This window comes from Streptomyces sp. NPDC051286, assembly GCF_044455345.1.
GTDB lineage: Bacteria > Actinomycetota > Actinomycetes > Streptomycetales > Streptomycetaceae > Streptomyces.
In genome coordinates, this window is sequence record NZ_JBITER010000024.1 from 1 (window position 1) to 16,163 (window position 16,163).

The following is a 16,163-nucleotide window of genomic DNA, read 5'->3' on the forward strand; positions in this document are numbered from 1 at the left end:
TGTGGCCCCAACGGTCGTGGTCGCGGTCCTTGTGGCCCCAACGGTCGTGGTCGCGGTCCTTGTGGCCCCAACGGTCGTGGTCGCGGTCCTTGTGGCCCCAACGGTCGTGGTCGCGGTCCTTGTGGCCCCAACGGTCGTGGTCGCGGTCCTTGTGGCCCCAACGGTCGTGGTCGCGGTCCTTGTGGCCCCAACGGTCGTGGTCGCGGTCCTTGTGGCCCCAACGGTCGTGGTCGCGGTCCTTGTGGTCGCAGTCCTTGTGGCCCCAACCATCGTGATCGCGGTTCTCGTAGCGGAGGACGTCGGAATACGAGTTCGACCGGCCATAACCGCGGTCGTTGTCGTCGGCGGCGGCCGGGAGAGCGGCGGCGCCCACCAGCGCGCCGGCAGCAATAACGGCAGCAGCGAACCGCCGTGCGGAACGGGACATGAAAACCCCTCAGGTGCAGGCCCGGGCCCTGTGGCCCGAGCGTTGATCGTTCCCGGCGTGATGCCGAGAGCGCACACTTTGGCCCGATCGCCCGATTTGCGTCATACGCCTCGATACGTGTTACGAAATGCAGACATTTCCGTCACACACGCATGCACGTGGCACGCATCCGACTACCCGGGTACCTGTCAATCACTGACCGCTGCACCCACCCGTTCGGTACCGGCACATCCGGCACGGTGCACGCCACGTCAACCCGCGCACACCACGGCTCACTGCTGCGTGACGGGCGCGGAATTCTGTAACAGCCGCCGCCCGCCGGGTCTCGAACGGACTTTCCGCCAGCCCGGAAAAGGAGAAAGGAGGTTCTACCTCTCTGCCGCCGCCGGCGGCCGCCGATCGTTGCGCGGCGGAGACAACGGTGGTTCAGTGGGAGCTGAAGTTATGAATCGAGGTTCAGAGCATCGTGGCCTACCGCCCCACCGCCCGTACCGAGGCGACCCGGCTCGCGCATCGCCGGCGGCTGCTGGACGCCGCGCGGCAGTTGCTGGCCGAGGGCGGATACGCCGCGGCCAGCATCTCCGCGCTCGCCGAGCGGGCCGGAGTCGCCACCGGCAGCGTCTACAACCACTTCGCCTCCAAACAGGAGCTGCTCGCCGCGGTCTTCCGTCATGTCGCAGGTCATGAGCTCGCCGCGGTGCAGCAGGCCGTGGGCGCCACACGAGGGGCGGCGGACCAGTTGCGCACCCTGGTCGAGGTCTTCGCGTTCCGGGCGCTGCGGACACCCCGCACGGCCTGGGCTCTGCTTGCCGAGCCGGTCGATCCGCTGGTCGAGGCGGAGCGGCTGACCTATCGCCGCGGCTACCACGCCCTCGCCGAGACAGTCATCGCCGCGGGGATCGAGGCCGGCGAGCTGCCCGCGCAGAACGCCCGGCTCTCGGCCGCCGCTGTCATCGGGGCGATCAGCGAGGCCCTGCTCGGTCCGCTCTCCCCGGTGGGCGAGCGCACCGACCCGGAGCCGGTCGTGGCGGACATCGCCATCCTGTGCCTGAGAGCGGTGGGAGCGGGCGGCACCTGACCGCTCCCACCGCACCGCCGTACCGGCAGAGCAACCTCCCGGCCGAAACTCCCACCGCCGACGTCAGACAGGACCGCCGACATGACCGTCACCGCACATTCCACCGACCTCCGGTCAGGGGCTCCCGCACCGCACCCCACCCACGAGGTCACCAATCAGGCGCCACCCCGGACCGGCCTGGACGAGTACGGCACCAATCCGCCGCTCGTCGAGGCGGTACGGGCATTCGGCGCGGCCTGGCACGAGCCGGAGCTCCATGAGATCGGCAGCCTGGTCGGCTCGGAAACGTTCCAGAACCATGCGGAGCTCGCGCACACGTCACCACCCGCGCTCCGCACCCACGACCGGTACGGCAACCGCGTCGACGAAGTCGAGTTCCACCCCGCGTACCACGAGGTCATCGGCGCGGCCGTGGGCTACGGCACGCACACCGCGGCCTGGGCCGATCCGAAGCCGGGTGCCGCGGTCGCGCGGGCGGCGTCGTTCATGCTGTTCGCCCAGATCGAGCCGGGCCACGCCTGCCCGATGTCGATGTCGCACGCCGTTGTCCCGGTACTGCAGCGCGACGGCGAGGTGGGCCGTGACTGGCTCCCAGGCCTGCTGAGCCGCTCGTACGACCCGCGGCTGATCGCCCCGGGCAGCAAGTCGGGGCTGACGTTCGGCATGGGCATGACGGAGAAGCAGGGAGGTTCCGACGTCCGCGCCAACACCACCCGCGCGGTTCCGATGGCCTCCGACCCCGACGGCCGGGCCCACCTGCTGACCGGCCACAAGTGGTTCTTCTCGGCCCCGCAGTCGGACGCCTTCCTTGTTCTGGCCCAGGCCCCGGCCGGGCTGACCTGCTTCCTCGTGCCGCGTGTGCTGGCCGACGGCACCCGTAACACCATCCGTATCCAGCGGCTGAAGAACAAGCTCGGCAACAAGTCGAACGCGTCCTCCGAGGTGGAATTCGACGGAACCTGGGCGGTGCGGGTCGGCGAGCCCGGTCGCGGCGTTCCCACCATCATCGACATGGTCAACCACACCCGTCTGGACTGTGTCCTCGGCACCACCGCGGGCATGCGCCAGTCGGTGTCCGAAGCCATCTGGCACGCGCGGCACCGCAGCGCCTTCGGTGCCAGGCTGGCCGACCAGCCTGCCATGACAGCGGTCCTCGCCGATCTGGCCCTGGAGACGGAGGCCGCGACCTGGACCTCGCTGCGCCTTGCCCGGGCGTACGAGACCGGCAGCAGCGAGTCCGAGGCACTGTTCCGCCGACTGGCCACCGCGGTGTCCAAGTACTGGATCTGCAAGCGCGGTCCGCACCACGCGTACGAGGCCCTGGAGTGTCTGGGCGGCAATGGCTACACCGAGGACTGGCCGCTCGCCCGGCGCTACCGCGAGCAGCCTGTGATGGCCGTGTGGGAAGGATCCGGCAATGTGATCGCGCTCGACGTGCTGCGTGGTATCGCCAGGACCCCGCAGTCCCTGGATGCCTTCTGGGCCGAGCTGGAGACCACGAGCGGGGCCAGTGCTGTGCTGGACGCGCATGTGCGTCGGGTACGTCAGGAGCTGGTCGCGGATCTGCGCGATCCGCTCGCTGCGGAGCTCCGTGCGCGGGCGACGGTCGAGGGCATGGCGCTCGCCCTGCAGTCCTCGCTGATGGTGCGGCACGCTCCGGCGCCCCAGGCCGAGGCGTTCGTCGCCGCGCGCCTGGGCGCGGACCGCGGTCACCAGTACGGCATCCTGCCGCGCGGCACCGACACCACGGCGATCGTGGAGCGGCACTTCGGCGCGCGTTAGCTTGGCGTCCATGGAGCCGAGATCCCGCACCCTGTGGCTGCGTACCGAACCCCTTCACGCGGTCACGTACTTCGACGCGCAGTGCCGCACCATGGGCAAGTCCCTTGGCCTGAAGGGGTTCTGGATGGGGTATTTCGCCGCGCGCACCGCCCCGATGGGGCGGGTGGACCCGGGTGCGGCCACCGCTGGCCGACCGGCTGGCCGCCCGGCTGCTGCGCGCGGTCGACGACGCCACCGTGGATGCGCTGCTCACCGCGCTGGAGCTGCCGACCCGACGGGTGCTGGACGCCAAGGTGCTGACGTTCCCCAATCCCATCGGGCTGCCGCCCCCGTCGGCGAACTGAACCTCAGTAGTTCTGGGCCGGCGTCCGCGGATCCGCAGGCGGCCTGCCTCGCGTCCGGCCGAGGAGGACGACCGAACACACCGCCGCGAACGCGCACCAGGGCGAGACGGACTCCAGCCGCCATAGCGCGGCGCACACCCCGGCCCCGACTGCGACCAGGACGCCGAGCAGCCGGAGCAGCCGGCCGCCGGAAAGCAGCAGGGAGCCGACCGTGGCCACGAGGTAACCCACGACCAGCAGTTCGGGGTGGGGAAGGCCGAGGACACTCACGGGCACCGGCCGTGGCCGGCCCGCCGGCGGCAGATCCCGCGCAGGAGAACCACGGCCAGCGCGGCAAGGGCGGCCGCGCCGAGGACCGTCGCCGTGCGTTCGGCCACCGGCGCACCCGCCGTGCGCAGCCGATCGATCGGTTCCGCCTCGTACATGCCTGCGCCGCCGGCCCCGAGCGGTGCCGCGGGTTCGGGTTCGCGCGCAGCCACTGCCGCCTCCGACAGCTGCGCGGAAAGGCAGCCCGCGAACTGCCCGATGAGCCTGTCGCTGACGTCGCTCATCACCCCGCGGCCGAACTGGGCCGGCCGTCCGGTGACGGCCAGGTCGGTGTCGACCGTGACGGTCGTGCCGCCGCCGCGCTCGGCGAGCGTCCCGGTGACGGCGGCCGCGGCCATGCCCTGGCCCCGCACCTCCTTGCCTTTGGCGGCCAGCACGATCAGGTGCTCCGGTTCGTCCTTCTCCAGGAAGGTCGCCGTGCCGCGGTATGTCACGGTGATCGGACCCACCTTCACCTTGGCGGAGCCCTTGATGGTCTCGCCGTCGAAGTCCTCCACGGTGGCGCCGGGCATGCAGCGCGAGACCCGCTCGATGTCGAGCAGTGCCCGCCACGCCTCGTCGACCGGTACCGGAACGGTGAATGAGTGGTGCAGCTGCATAGTCTCCTCCTCACACGGACTTCGGTCGCGGCCGGTGGATCGCCCCGGCCGTGTCCGCCAGGGGGGCGCCGGTACCGCCCCAGCGCAGCGCGACGATCTCCGCGGCGATCGAGACGGCCACCTCCTCGGGGGTGCGGGCGCCGAGGTCGAGGCCGATGGGCGAGCGCAGTCTCGCAAGCTCCGCCTCGCCGAATCCGGTCTCGCGCAGCCGGGCCAGGCGTTCCTCATGGGTGCGGCGGCTCCCCATCACACCGATGTACGCGGCCGGGGAGCGCAGGGCGACCTCCAGCAGCGGGACGTCGAATTTCGGATCGTGGGTGAGTACGCACATCACGGTCCGCTCGTCGGTGCCGGTGCCGCGCAGGTAGCGGTGCGGCCAGTCGACGACCACCTCCGCCCCGGCCGGGAAGCGGCGGGGATCGGCGAAGGCCGGGCGGGCGTCGCACACCGTGACCCGATAGCCGAGGAACACGCCGATGCGGGCCACGGCGGCGGCGAAGTCGATCGCACCGAAGACGAGCATGCGCGGCGGCGGCGCGAACGACTGCAAGAACACGGTGACGTCGTCCTCGCGGCGTTCGCCGCGCGGCCCGTAGTGGCGCAGGCCCGTTGCCCCTTGGGCCAGTTCGCCCCGGGCGTCGGCGGTGACGGCGACGTCGAGGCCGCTGGTGCCCAGGGAGCCGGACACCGTGTCCGGCCATACGGCGAGCGCGGCGCCGCGCGGGGCGGGGCCGTCGGTCACGGTGGCGACCACCACTGGACGGTGTGCGGCGACCGACGCGGCGACCTCACCGAACGCAGGATCGGTGACGGCCGACACGGGGCGTACGAGGAGGGTGATCTCGCCTCCGCAGGTGAGCCCGACGGCGAAGGCGTCCTCGTCGCTGTAGCCGAAGGTGTGGAGCTGTGCCTGTCCGGTCTCCACGACCTCCTTGGCCAAGTCGAAGACGGCGCCTTCGACGCAGCCGCCGGAGACGCTGCCCACGACTTCGTCGCCGGGGCCCACCGCCATCGCCGCCCCGGGGCCGCGGGGCGCGCTGCGGGTGACCGCGACGACCGTCGCAAGTCCGAACGGTTCACCGCAGGCGTACCAGCGGCTCAGCGCCGGGAGAATCTCACGCATGGCATTCTCCGCCTGCCGGTGCGGCTCCGCCGACGACGGCCGCCAACTGCTCCAGGACCTGCAAGGCGTATCCCTCGACGAACGCGTCCACGCGGGGCAGCACCGCAGCCACGCCGGCGGCCCGTGGTTCGTCACCCGGTCCGGCCCGGCGCCGGTTGGACCGCACCACCCGGTGTGCGGGCCGCCGCAGCCGCCGCATCCGATCCGCGAGCATCGCGGGGTAACCGCGCGGCCGGCCGTCGGAAAGCACGACAGCCACGGTTCCACGCGCGGTGGCGCGCCGACCCCCCGTGTCGAGGAAGGCACCCGGCGTCCCGCCGAGCCGGATGCAGCCGCTCCGCTCGGGGACGGCGGCCGGTACCGTGTCCGGATCGCTGTGCGTCATCTCGCGGGTCAGTCGGATGCCGATCGTGAGCATTTCGATGAAATACCGGTCATACGTCCTCCGGGGGGACAGGAACAGCCCTGAAAGGATGGGGAACTCCCACTGTCTCCCCCTCCGCCCTGCAGCCGCGCGCACCACGGCGACACCGGCCACGCCGCCCAGCACGCCCGCTCGCCGCGTTGACCGAAAGCCCTGGTAGTTCCTTCCCCAAGCTCTCAGCTTCGTTCGAGCAGGGGAGACCCCATCTCAGGACCTCCGGCCGCCTTGCGATCGCACGCACTGGACGACGCTCCTCATGGGCAAACATTGCCGGTCACGGCACTAGCTCGATACGTCGGTCCAGGCGTACGGCTTGCCGAGGGGACCCTTCGGGGGTCCGGCACCCACTGACTCCATTTCGCGGTCCGCCTCTCTCATCAGCTGGCCGGCGACATCCTTCATCGCGCGGCTCGCCGCGAGTTCGTCACCGATGATGGGGATATCCACGTCCGTCGGGTTGCAGCGCGCCACCCCATGGCCGGTGAGCTTCTCCGAACCGGTGTCCAGCACGGCTTCGGCCTTGGTCGTGCCTCCCTCCTCGGACAGATCGAGGCGGAGATTCCATTCCAGCGTGCGTGTCATTGCGCACCTCCTCGCCCGCGTCCTGCCACGGTGAGCCACCACGACGCGGTTCTCTCTTCAGCATCTCTCCGCCCGAGTCCGTTCGCGCGCTCCCGGCCCGGTCCCTTCGGGTCGGCACGACATGATCCTCTGACGACGGCTCGCACTGCAGGGTGTTCAACGTTGAAATATGATGCAGGGGACAGCCGGAAGAGGGCCTCACGGTTCCGTACCGCCATGTCGGGCCCTGTGTGTTGCGGCTCGCGAACGAATGCACTGCGGAGCGGCCCATGAACCGGCGTCGTCCTCCCACTTCGGTGAGTGCGGAGGAGCTGCTCACCACATTGCAGCAGCTCACCGCCCGGGCGCGGCAGGAGGTGCAGCTGCACCAGGCGCGCGTGGAGCTGGCTGAGGCACTGCAGCGCGAGATGCTGCCTGCCAACCTGCCCACCCGCTGCGGTCTGCAGACGGCGGCCCGTTACGCGCCGGCCCGCAGTGGCCTGGACATCGGTGGCGATTGGTACGACGGCTTTCCGCTGCCGGACGGCACGCTCGCCTTCACCATCGGGGACGTACAGGGCCATGACGTCGAAGCCGCCGCGTTCATGGGGCAGATCCGGATCGGGATGCGGGCGATCGCCGCCACGGTCTCGGATCCGGGCGAGATCCTGAGCCGCACCAATGATCTGTTGCTGTCCGTCGACAGCACGCTGTTCGCGACCTGCACGTTCGTCCGTCTCGACCCGTGCGCGTGGGTCCTCGACACCGCGCGCGCCGGACATGTGTTCGGGGTGTGGGCGACGGTCGACGGACGCTCCGGCGTCTCCGAGGACGCGGGGGGTCTGCCGCTGGGCATTCAGGCCGGTCCGCAGTATCCGGTCACGCGGCACCGGCTGACGGCCCCGGGGGCGTTCGTCCTGCTCACCGACGGGGTGGTCGAGGGGCCGTCGTTCCCGATCGAGGAGGGCCTGGACACGGTGGTGCAGCTGGTGGCCTCACGCGCCGCGGCCGGGGCCGACGAGCTGGCCGACGCGGTGCTGCAGGCGGCGGAACGCACCGGGCACGAGGACGATGCCGCCGTTCTCGTCCTGCGCCATGACGCGTCCCGGGCCGCACAGCGTGACGACCGGTGACGCCGGGCAGCCCACCGGGAGCATCGCCGAGCCGAGCGTGTCACACAGCCGCCGCCCTGGGCCCGCGGTGTCTCATGAGAGGTGTGATCCGCAGTGAGGGGACCAGAGGTCCGGCGGTGACCGCCCTCAGCATCCTGGCGGTCGCCGCCGCCTATTACGGGGTGGGACAGATCGGTCTGCTCAGGCAGGTGACCATCCAGGGAGCCAGAGTCACCCCCCTCTGGCCACCGACGGGCATCGCGCTGAGCTCTTTGCTCTATCTCGGCCTGCGTATCTGGCCCGGTATCGCTCTTGGGTCCTTCTTCGTCGTCGCCACCGTCACCGGCCCGGTCGACCTCGCCACCCCTGGCATCGTCGCAGGCAACACCATCGCGCCGGTCTGCGCGTACCTCATACTCCGCAGGGCCGGGTTCCGGAAGGAACTGGACCGGCTGCGCGACGGGGTGATCCTGGTCTTCCTCGGTGCGATGGCCGGGATGCTGATCAGCGCCACCGTGGGCACGGCCATGCTGGCAGTCACCGGCAGGCTGCCGCTCAGCCATTTCTGGCGGGTCTGGGCGGCCTGGTGGGCGGGGGACGCCATGGGCGTACTCATCGTCACCCCCCTGCTCCTCGTGATGCGCAGGGCGCGGCGGCCTCGGAGGATCGACCGGTGGGTGGAGGCGACCGCGCTGGCAGTCGTCTGCGTCGTGATCGGCGTGGTGGCCACCAGAAGCTCGCTGTCGATGCTCTACCTGATGTTCCCGGTACTCATCTGGGCCGGGCTGCGTTTCCAGCTGGCCGGCAGCGCGCCGTGTGCCCTGGTGCTGTCCGTGCTGGCGATCGTCGCGGGCACCGAGGAAGTGGGACCGTTCCACGGTCACACGATCCTTGAGATCATGCTCAATCTGACGGTCCTCAACGGCGCCATGGCACTCACCGCTCTGCTGCTGGCGTCGATCGTCAGCGAGGACATGAATATCCGGCGCAGAATCGAGCAGGCCTGCGAAGAGCTCGCCGAGGTGGTGGACCATCTCGCACCGGGAAGATCGGCGAGCGCGTGGCCGCCCCGTTACCGGCACGAGAGCGACGACCGCTGACCTCCTCGCTGTGCGTCACTGCGGGAAGTGGCGGTCCAGGAAGTCGTTGCGGAAGGTGCCGGGCGGGTCGTACCGGGCCATCGGTTTCTCGAAGTCGGCGTACTTCCCGTACAGCGCGCGCAGCGTTTTGGGCACGGTCGTCCACACCTCGCTCCAGTGCGGCCGGGCGCCGAACGGTGCGAGCGCCTCCTCGATCGCGCCGAGCACCGGCGTGACGGCGGGCCGGGGCCGGTCCAGTGCCGCAACCGCCGCCGCGGCGTCGTGCCGTGCCACGAAGTACTCCGATTGCAGCTCGTCCCCGTTGCTGGGGGTTACGGCCTGGTGCACGATAGCGAGTGGATCAGGCCGTTAACTCCAGCCGGAAGTGAGGCAGTCGCCGGTGCCAGGCGCCGGGGACGCCCGGCCGCCGGGTGCAGTTCTGGGCGGGATGCCGTGGATCTGGTGGCGCCACGCCTTCTCTCTCGTCGTCGGCGCTCGCAGCCTCGGGTGATTCTCCCAGATGCGGGGGCGGCACCACGAGGACGTGACATGTCCGCACATGACCCCAGGGCGGAACCCGCCAAATGCCAACAGCCGACCGCAGACCTCCTGTATACAGTGCGGAACGGGACGAGATCCGAGCCATCGTTTATGTCTGAACTTCACGAGAACTCCAGCGAAATGGCACGTGTGTGGATATCGTGCAGCCAGCGAGGGCGCATCCGTCAGTCCACGGGATCGGCGGATGCGTCCCGTTTGTGGAGATGCAACTGTGACTGGGGGGTTCATGGGGCATGTCGAGCTACCCGAATCCGACATACCGGGATCCGTGGGACTGGCGGGGGCGCCACGACCATGGGTCACTTCAAATCGGCCTCGCAGCCGGGAACTTGACCGGCTGTGGAGCGCCCCGACCGTACAGCGCGAGCGTTCTGACCAGACGCTCACACCGAAGAGAAGGCCGGGCCGGTACCTGCCGCTCGTCGTCGGTGTCGATCTTCTCGGGCTGGGGGTACCGGCCTGGCTCATCCTTCGTGCGGACGGGATCCTGCGGCCCCAACTGGCGGCGATCGTCGCCGCGTTGGTCTGGTTCGGAGCCCGGCTGGCGCGTGGCCGGTACACAACCAAGCAGCCGGGGGGACTCCGGGGTGCACTGACCGCGCCCGGGGACTGGCTGCTGCTCATCGGCGCACTGGCCGTCCTCAGCACGGTCTTCGGCGAGCCGGCAGGGCCGGTGACCGCGGTCGAGGCGCTCCTGCCCGGCCTGCTGGTGACCGTGGCCGTTTCGCTCGTGCGCCAACTCCCTTGGCCACGAGCGCGGCAGCGCGTCGAGCACCGGGTACTGGTGGTCGGTGAGGCTTCGGGGGTGGACCGGGCGGTGCGGCTGCTTGGTTCCCGAACGGACCACGCGTACAAAGTCGTTGCTGCCGTACCCGTAGGAGAGGCATCACTCGGCTGTGAGGCTCCGGTCCCAGGGCACCTCGCACCGGCTCCCGCCGACGACGACGTGTCGACGGTGCTGGGCGGGGCCTTCGCTCACGAGGCGGACCTGGCCCTGGTGATACCCGGACCACAGCTTTCCGGGGAACGGCTGCAGCAACTGTCCTGGGGCCTGCACGACGGGGGGCTGCAGCTGTCCGTGCTGTCAGATCTCTCGGAGATCGCGGCAGGCCGGGTCCGGCCCGCCTCGGCGGCCGGACTGACGCTGCTGCACATCGTGCCGCCGCTCCGCAGGGGGCCGCAGATGGCCCTGAAGGCTGCGGTGGACCGCACGGGTGCGGCGCTCGGACTGGTGCTGCTGGCACCGTTGTTGCTCCTGATCGGGGCAGCCGTACGGCTCACCTCCGACGGCCCGGTGTTCCACCGCCAGATCCGCCAGGGCCGGCACAACCGGCCGTTCACCATGTGGAAGTTCCGCACCATGGTCGAGGACGCCGAAACGCACAAGGCGGAACTCGTCGCAGCAAACGAGAACGACGGTGCGATGTTCAAGATCCGCCGCGATCCCCGGGTGACGCGGATCGGCCGGCTGCTGCGCCGAAGCTCGCTCGACGAACTGCCGCAGTTGCTCAATGTCGTCCGTGGCGAGATGTCCCTGGTGGGTCCTCGTCCGCCTCTTCCGGAGGAGGTGTCCCGCTACGACGAGCGCGAGCTCCGGCGGCTCGCGGTCCGGCCCGGGCTGACCGGGCTGTGGCAGGTCAGCGGGCGTTCCGACCTCTCCTGGCAGGAGACGGTTTCGCTCGATCTGTGGTATGTCGACAACTGGTCGGTGGCCACGGATCTGGGGCTCATGGTCCGTACGCTGCGCGCCGTCACCGACGGCCGCGGGGCGTACTGAGAGCGGCGGGGACCGGATGCGGAAGATGAACCTAGACCGGCCGTTCGGGGCCGGCCGTGCGGGCCGCCGCCGCTCTGCGGCGGGCCGCCCGGCCCGGCCCTGGGCGCCGTCAGCCCTGTGCGCCCTGGTGGTCCAGCCACCAGGCGTAGGTCCGGGCGATGCCGTTGCGCAGCGGAATCTGCACCGGATACGTGCTGTTGGCCATGATCCCGCCGACCCTGGCGGCGGCCAGCACCACGGCGTCCGGGCGGATGTCACGCAGAACGGCCTCGGTCGGTGCGGCCTCGCGCAGATCGAGCCGGTCACGGCCGCGGGTGATCACCTCGTGGCCTCCGGCGGTGAGGCGGCGCACCACCGCCGAGCCGACGAGACCTCGGTGTCCCGCGACGAATATGCGGGAGCCGGGACGTAGCAGGGGGTGGACGGATTCCTGGGGAGGGCCGGGGAGATCAGTCGTCATGGTTCGGATTGTGCCAGTAACTGTATGTCGCGGTGACGTTTTACCGCGGATCGCTCACATCACGATATTTCGGTGCACCAACAGCAACACAGACGACCACAGAAGGGGGAGTCGTGGCGAAGACCGCGCTCATCACCGGCGTGACCGGGCAGGACGGCTCGTACCTGGCCGAGCTGCTGCTCGACAAGGGGTACACGGTCCACGGCCTCATACGCCGCTCGTCGAGCTTCAACACCGAGCGGATCGACCACATCTACCAGGACCCGGAGGTGGAGAACCGGTCCTTCGTCCTGCATCACGCGGATCTCGCCGACGGAGTCGCGCTGGTGAACCTGCTGCGCGACATCCAGCCCGACGAGGTCTACAACCTGGGTGCGCAGTCGCATGTGCGGGTCTCGTTCGACGCGCCGCTGTACACCGGCGACATCACCGGGCTCGGCACCATCCGGCTGCTGGAGGCGGTCCGCGCCAGCGGCATAGACACCCGGATCTACCAGGCGTCGTCGTCCGAGATGTTCGGCGCCACTCCACCTCCGCAGAACGAGACGACCCCGTTCCATCCGCGCAGCCCGTACAGCGTCGCCAAAGTCTACTCGTACTGGGCGACCGTCAACTACCGTGAGGCGTACGGCATGTTCGCGGTCAACGGGATTCTCTTCAACCACGAGTCCCCGCGCCGCGGCGAGACCTTCGTGACCCGCAAGATCACCCGCGGCGTGGCACGGATCTCTGCAGGGCTCCAGCAACACCTCCACCTCGGCAATCTCGATGCCGTACGGGACTGGGGTTACGCCCCCGAGTACGTCGACGCGATGTGGCGGATGCTGCAGTGCGAATCCCCGGACGACTACGTGGTGGCCACCGGTGAGGGGGTCAGCGTCCGGCAGTTCCTGGAGTTCGCCTTCGAGCATGCGGGGCTGGACTGGCGTGACCATGTCCGGTACGACGCGAAGTACGAGCGTCCCAGCGAGGTCGACGCCCTGATCGGCGACGCCACCAAGGCCGAGGAACTGCTCGGCTGGAAGCCCGTCGTGAAGGCGCAGGAGCTGGCCAGGATCATGGTCGAGGCAGATATCCGGCAACTCTCCGACCAGCTCACCGGGGCAGCCGTGCGGGTGGACCGATGAGACGCCAGGACGTCTCGGACGCTGTGGCGTGTACGCCGCCGTCCTCGCGCTCGCCGCGGGCGCACTCGCCGCCTCGGCTGCCACCGCCCCCCGGCCGTGGCTCTGACTCCGCCGGTCGGCTTCCCCAACCAGGTCCGCAAGCACCTCACCGCGCAGTCCGTCGACGATCCGGCGATGCTCGGCTGACTCCCGGACACCAATGACGGGATCGGTGAGCCGGTCGGGCCGCGCGCCCTGACCGTGTCTTCCCGCGACGGCCGCGATTTCCCCTGGGTGGGCGGGGAGTTCACCACAGTCAACAGGGTCGCCCAGCAGTCCCTGACCCGGTTCGCCAACACGCCGGACACGGGCGTGCCGTCCGTGCTCGCCGTCAGTGTGCCCGCTCCCCGGCCGGTGAGGTGGAGGTCAGCTGGCGATCCGGTCTGGATCTGGACGACAGCGAAGCGGGCGAAGTCGGCGACGGTGGAGAGCCGGGCGGCCGCCACCAGCACCAGGATATTGGTGAGGGCCGCCACCCCTTGGTCCGCGACGGAGCTGGCGACCCCGGTGCGTGCTCTCACCTGTGCCCTGCGGAGGTGTCGAAAATGCGCAGCCCGAGGGTTTCGGCGGGGTCGCCGGTGTGTTGAGAGCCCTCGGGTCCACTGCGGCCGTCCTGGCCGTCCTGGCCGTCCGGCCCCGGCCGGCCCCCGCTGACGCGGCGCCTGCCGGACTTCCGGTGCGGTGCGCTCGAAGCGACCGCGCCGGTGCACCAACACCCCGGCGCGGCTCTCGGCAGTCCGCCAGACCCCCCGGTACAGCCTCTGTGCCCCCGAGGGAAAAACCCCAAAAGTGAGCTTTTCCGTTCACGTGATCCGCAAGTGGTCTTCACAGTAAGGTCATTGCACCATCAGCACGGATACCGATATCCCGCAGGACCGGATGCCATGTCCGGACACCTGCGACCGGAACACGGACATCATGTTCACCGTGGGGGGAGAGAACGGATGGTGCACAGGGTCGGCTACGCGCCGGGGGTCTACGACCTGTTCCACGTAGGGCACCTGAACATCCTGCGACATGCCCGCAGCCAGTGCGACTACCTCGTGGCTGGGGTCGTCTCGGACGAGATGGCCGCGCTCGCCAAGGGCCACAGGCCGGTGATCCCGCTGCCGGAACGGCTGGAGATCGTCCGCAGCGTGCGCTATGTGGACGCGGCGTTCGTCGAGACCGTTCCCGACAAGGTCGAGACGTGGCAGCAGGTCAGGTTCGACGTCATTTTCAAGGGGGACGACTGGCGGGGCACGGAAAAGGGGGAACGGCTCGAGCGCGACTTCGCCGAGGTCGGTGTGGAAGTGGTCTACTTCCCGTACACCGTGCACACGTCCAGCACCCAGCTGCGCCGGGCGCTGGACACCCTCGTCAGTCCTCAGCCCGGAGCGCTTTCAGCTCCCTGAACCACTTGACGAGGAACGCCACGAGGAACAGCGCGTGCACGACGGCGAGTGCGGCGTAGCCGATACGGAACGCGGTCCCGTCGCCGTACAGCAGGAACACCAGGCAGAACACCCCGTAGTCGGCGGGGAGCAGTGCCACGGCCCGCACCCGGGACACCGGGGCCGTGGCACGGCCGGCCGGTGCGGGGCGGAAGGCCGCCGCGTCCGGTCAGCCGGGCGAGCTGCCCGTCGGCCGAGTCGAAGGCGAAGCCGACGGCCAGCCCCGCATACACGGCGAAGGCGAGCCCCCAGGAGGGCCGGACCAGCGCCACCGAGGCAACTGCGGTAAAAGTGAAGACCGCACTGACCAAGGTGACTTGATTGGGCGTGAGCCCGATCCGGTAGGCACCCGCGGCAAGCAACCGCCCGGCCGGGCGGTTGACATACCGCGAGTAGAGCGACACACCTTTTGCGGTCTTCTGCGCGCCGCGCAATTCGCGCAGCACCGTGCCCGTGGATCCCATCCGCCCCCCAGCGTCCAGCCGTTCCCGCAGCGCCGACGGAACACCGAGAGCGCTGCGGTCGGAGCCGCATCATGGCACGGAGAACCTCTGTCAGCTGAGCACTCCCCCGGTCCCGGCCCGGCAGGCTGTCGGCTCAGGCGGGCGCGGACCTGCATTCCGGGTGGCCCCATCCGTTCGGATTCTTCGCGATCATGTCCTTCGCCGCGTACGGCTTTCCGCAGTGGCAACGCCCGGCGAACTTGGCCCGGATGGTGCCTCCGGTTCGCGCGGAGCGTCCCGAGCTCGCCGTCTTCTTCTTCGCCGCCGCGCCGCCGCTTCGGCTCTGGGACGCCCTGGCGGGTGCGGGCGCCGGCGTCGGGGAGCCGTGCACCGTACCAGCCGCCTGCTGCGTCACGGCGGCCTCGCTGGCCGCTTGGTCGGCAAGGGCGTTGAGCGGATCCCCACCCACCTGATGGGCCGGCACATAGACAAAGCGGACGGTCCGGCCGCTCAGCAGATCGTCGATGCGGACCACCAGCTCCTGGTTGGCCACGGGCTTGCCGGCCGAAGTCTTCCAGCCGTTGCGCTTCCACCCCGGCAGCCACTTCGTCACCGCGTTCATCGCGTACTGCGAGTCCATCCTGATCTCGGTCTCCACGGCCGGATCCGTGGCCTCCAGCAGCGACTGGAGTGCGGTGAGCTCGGCGACGTTGTTGGTCGCGGTGCCCAGCGGCCCCGCCTCCCAACGCTGCGGAGTCCCCTGCGCATCGGCCACGACCCATGCCCAGGCCGCAGGCCCCGGATTCCCCTTCGATGCCCCGTCACACGCGGCGATGATGCGCTCGTTCATACCCTCGATCATGCCAGCGCCGATCCGGTCCACGGCCCCATCGGCGGACGGTAACGCAGCGTAACGGTTCGGAATGCGGTGACAGCCGGACGCTGGTTCTCTGAATGAGCCCGCTCTTCCCTACCGTCCTAGGAGTGACGATGAGCGTTGCAGGCGAAACCAGTGGCCGCGCCCAGGAGATGCGCGACAAGGCCCGGCATCTGACCGAGGCCGCCGAGCGCGCGACCGACCCGGAGCAGCGTCAGCGGCTCCAGGAGAAGGCGCGGAAGCTGCAGGAGCAGAGCGAGCAGCTCGGCAACCTGGGCTCGGGCGACACACGCCGGTCCAAGTAAGCAGCCGCACCACGTGAACGGTCGGCGGTCTGCCGCTCTTCCATGAGTGAGTGGCAGGCCATCGGCCTCGCTTCCGTTCGGCCACGATTTGGACCCCGACACGTGCCGTGGCCGCGCTTTGCTTCACATACTCCGGGCAGCACCGGGTGAAGCGGACCGCCAGAACCAGCAGGGCGACGGGGATGATCCAGTTGAGCCGGTCCGTCCCGGACGCCATCGGGACCGCGATCAGTCCGAGAATCGCGCAGACCGCGAACACCACGCACCGGACGAGGCGTTCCGGCT

16 protein-coding genes and 5 pseudogenes are annotated in these 16,163 nt (G+C 69.9%); 11 read left to right on the forward strand and 10 right to left on the reverse strand.

Features of this window, described 5'->3' with window-relative positions; all coding sequences use genetic code 11:
- A pseudogene (locus ACIBB8_RS23345) lies at positions 1 to 427 on the reverse strand (hypothetical protein); the annotation flags it as partial.
- Between the two features lie 466 nt (positions 428 to 893).
- Between ACIBB8_RS23345 and ACIBB8_RS23350 the strand changes: the two are divergent.
- From ACIBB8_RS23350 to ACIBB8_RS23365, 4 genes and pseudogenes are all read left to right on the forward strand, one after another.
- Positions 894 to 1,505: a TetR/AcrR family transcriptional regulator gene (locus tag ACIBB8_RS23350; protein WP_398955041.1), complete on the forward strand. Its 612-nt coding sequence runs from the start codon at positions 894 to 896 to the stop codon at positions 1,503 to 1,505.
- Positions 1,506 to 1,586: 81 nt separating this feature from the next.
- A complete protein-coding gene (locus ACIBB8_RS23355; RefSeq protein ID WP_398955044.1) occupies positions 1,587 to 3,287 on the forward strand; it encodes an acyl-CoA dehydrogenase family protein in 1,701 nt (566 codons plus the stop codon).
- Between the two features lie 10 nt (positions 3,288 to 3,297).
- Positions 3,298 to 3,414: pseudogene (locus ACIBB8_RS23360) on the forward strand (hypothetical protein); the annotation flags it as partial.
- A 46-nt stretch (positions 3,415 to 3,460) separates the two neighbouring features.
- The gene (locus ACIBB8_RS23365) at positions 3,461 to 3,631 is read left to right on the forward strand and encodes a hypothetical protein (protein WP_398955046.1); all 171 of its coding nucleotides are present in this window, start codon (positions 3,461 to 3,463) and stop codon (positions 3,629 to 3,631) included.
- 3 nt (positions 3,632 to 3,634) lie between these two features.
- Here ACIBB8_RS23365 and ACIBB8_RS23370 read toward each other — a convergent pair whose 3' ends face one another.
- The 5 genes from ACIBB8_RS23370 to ACIBB8_RS23390 form a co-directional block, all read right to left on the reverse strand.
- A complete protein-coding gene (locus ACIBB8_RS23370; protein ID WP_398955048.1) occupies positions 3,635 to 3,901 on the reverse strand; it encodes a DUF6629 family protein in 267 nt (88 codons plus the stop codon).
- Positions 3,898 to 4,557, reverse strand: a complete 660-nt coding sequence (locus ACIBB8_RS23375; RefSeq protein ID WP_398955050.1) for an SRPBCC family protein — start codon at positions 4,555 to 4,557, stop codon at positions 3,898 to 3,900. Before ACIBB8_RS23375 ends, ACIBB8_RS23370 begins: the two co-directional genes overlap by 4 nt.
- 10 nt (positions 4,558 to 4,567) lie before the next feature.
- Positions 4,568 to 5,680, reverse strand: coding sequence for an XdhC family protein (locus ACIBB8_RS23380; RefSeq protein WP_398955052.1), 1,113 nt, complete (start codon positions 5,678 to 5,680; stop codon positions 4,568 to 4,570).
- Positions 5,673 to 6,098: a VWA domain-containing protein gene (locus tag ACIBB8_RS23385; protein ID WP_398955054.1), complete on the reverse strand. Its 426-nt coding sequence runs from the start codon at positions 6,096 to 6,098 to the stop codon at positions 5,673 to 5,675. The genes ACIBB8_RS23380 and ACIBB8_RS23385 overlap by 8 nt, the downstream gene beginning before the upstream one ends.
- Before the next feature lie 288 nt (positions 6,099 to 6,386).
- Positions 6,387 to 6,686: a DUF1876 domain-containing protein gene (locus tag ACIBB8_RS23390; protein ID WP_366134816.1), complete on the reverse strand. Its 300-nt coding sequence runs from the start codon at positions 6,684 to 6,686 to the stop codon at positions 6,387 to 6,389.
- Between the two features lie 269 nt (positions 6,687 to 6,955).
- Here ACIBB8_RS23390 and ACIBB8_RS23395 point away from each other — a divergent pair, with 269 nt between their 5' ends.
- Both ACIBB8_RS23395 and ACIBB8_RS23400 read left to right on the forward strand, forming a co-directional pair.
- On the forward strand, positions 6,956 to 7,798 hold the full coding sequence (locus tag ACIBB8_RS23395; RefSeq protein ID WP_398955056.1) for a PP2C family protein-serine/threonine phosphatase: 843 nt from the start codon (positions 6,956 to 6,958) through the stop codon (positions 7,796 to 7,798).
- A gap of 83 nt (positions 7,799 to 7,881) precedes the next feature.
- Entirely contained in the window at positions 7,882 to 8,877 is a 996-nt protein-coding gene (locus ACIBB8_RS23400) for an MASE1 domain-containing protein (protein WP_398955058.1), read from the forward strand.
- 15 nt (positions 8,878 to 8,892) lie between these two features.
- Here the strand turns inward: ACIBB8_RS23400 and ACIBB8_RS23405 are convergent, their stop codons facing one another.
- Positions 8,893 to 9,204, reverse strand: a complete 312-nt coding sequence (locus tag ACIBB8_RS23405; protein WP_398955060.1) for a D-arabinono-1,4-lactone oxidase — start codon at positions 9,202 to 9,204, stop codon at positions 8,893 to 8,895.
- 481 nt (positions 9,205 to 9,685) lie between these two features.
- Here ACIBB8_RS23405 and ACIBB8_RS23410 point away from each other — a divergent pair, with 481 nt between their 5' ends.
- Positions 9,686 to 11,194, forward strand: a complete 1,509-nt coding sequence (locus ACIBB8_RS23410) for a sugar transferase (protein ID WP_398955062.1) — start codon at positions 9,686 to 9,688, stop codon at positions 11,192 to 11,194.
- Between the two features lie 178 nt (positions 11,195 to 11,372).
- Here ACIBB8_RS23410 and ACIBB8_RS23415 read toward each other — a convergent pair.
- A pseudogene (locus ACIBB8_RS23415) lies at positions 11,373 to 11,654 on the reverse strand (NAD-dependent epimerase/dehydratase family protein); the annotation flags it as partial.
- A gap of 113 nt (positions 11,655 to 11,767) precedes the next feature.
- On the opposite strand from ACIBB8_RS23415, the gene gmd reads away from it, so the two are divergent.
- From gmd to ACIBB8_RS23430, 3 genes and pseudogenes are all read left to right on the forward strand, one after another.
- A complete protein-coding gene (gene gmd, locus ACIBB8_RS23420) occupies positions 11,768 to 12,781 on the forward strand; it encodes a GDP-mannose 4,6-dehydratase (protein WP_398955064.1) in 1,014 nt (337 codons plus the stop codon).
- Positions 12,782 to 12,898: 117 nt separating this feature from the next.
- Positions 12,899 to 13,221 (forward strand): annotated as a pseudogene (locus tag ACIBB8_RS23425) (LamG domain-containing protein); the annotation flags it as partial.
- Positions 13,222 to 13,764: 543 nt separating this feature from the next.
- The gene (locus tag ACIBB8_RS23430) at positions 13,765 to 14,214 is read left to right on the forward strand and encodes an adenylyltransferase/cytidyltransferase family protein (protein WP_266989053.1); all 450 of its coding nucleotides are present in this window, start codon (positions 13,765 to 13,767) and stop codon (positions 14,212 to 14,214) included.
- Here the strand turns inward: ACIBB8_RS23430 and ACIBB8_RS23435 are convergent.
- Positions 14,180 to 14,717 (reverse strand): annotated as a pseudogene (locus ACIBB8_RS23435) (hypothetical protein). The gene ACIBB8_RS23430 and the pseudogene ACIBB8_RS23435 overlap by 35 nt on opposite strands.
- 133 nt (positions 14,718 to 14,850) lie before the next feature.
- A complete protein-coding gene (locus ACIBB8_RS23440; RefSeq protein WP_398955066.1) occupies positions 14,851 to 15,546 on the reverse strand; it encodes a ribonuclease H in 696 nt (231 codons plus the stop codon).
- Between the two features lie 140 nt (positions 15,547 to 15,686).
- On the opposite strand from ACIBB8_RS23440, the gene ACIBB8_RS23445 reads away from it, so the two are divergent.
- Positions 15,687 to 15,878 (forward strand): DUF6381 family protein, encoded by a 192-nt coding sequence (locus tag ACIBB8_RS23445; protein ID WP_398955068.1) that lies wholly within the window; start codon positions 15,687 to 15,689, stop codon positions 15,876 to 15,878.
- The last annotated feature ends 285 nt before the right edge of the window (positions 15,879 to 16,163 follow it).

Coding starts and splice junctions, on each gene's coding strand:
- ACIBB8_RS23380 (WP_398955052.1), bottom strand. CDS start 5,680: ATGCGTGAGATTCTCCCGGCGCTGAGCCGCTGGTACGCCTGCGGTGAA.
- ACIBB8_RS23445 (WP_398955068.1), top strand. CDS start 15,687: ATGAGCGTTGCAGGCGAAACCAGTGGCCGCGCCCAGGAGATGCGCGAC.
- ACIBB8_RS23430 (WP_266989053.1), top strand. CDS start 13,765: ATGGTGCACAGGGTCGGCTACGCGCCGGGGGTCTACGACCTGTTCCAC.
- ACIBB8_RS23440 (WP_398955066.1), bottom strand. CDS start 15,546: ATGAACGAGCGCATCATCGCCGCGTGTGACGGGGCATCGAAGGGGAAT.
- ACIBB8_RS23385 (WP_398955054.1), bottom strand. CDS start 6,098: ATGCTCACGATCGGCATCCGACTGACCCGCGAGATGACGCACAGCGAT.
- ACIBB8_RS23355 (WP_398955044.1), top strand. CDS start 1,587: ATGACCGTCACCGCACATTCCACCGACCTCCGGTCAGGGGCTCCCGCA.
- ACIBB8_RS23395 (WP_398955056.1), top strand. CDS start 6,956: ATGAACCGGCGTCGTCCTCCCACTTCGGTGAGTGCGGAGGAGCTGCTC.
- ACIBB8_RS23390 (WP_366134816.1), bottom strand. CDS start 6,686: ATGACACGCACGCTGGAATGGAATCTCCGCCTCGATCTGTCCGAGGAG.
- ACIBB8_RS23375 (WP_398955050.1), bottom strand. CDS start 4,557: ATGCAGCTGCACCACTCATTCACCGTTCCGGTACCGGTCGACGAGGCG.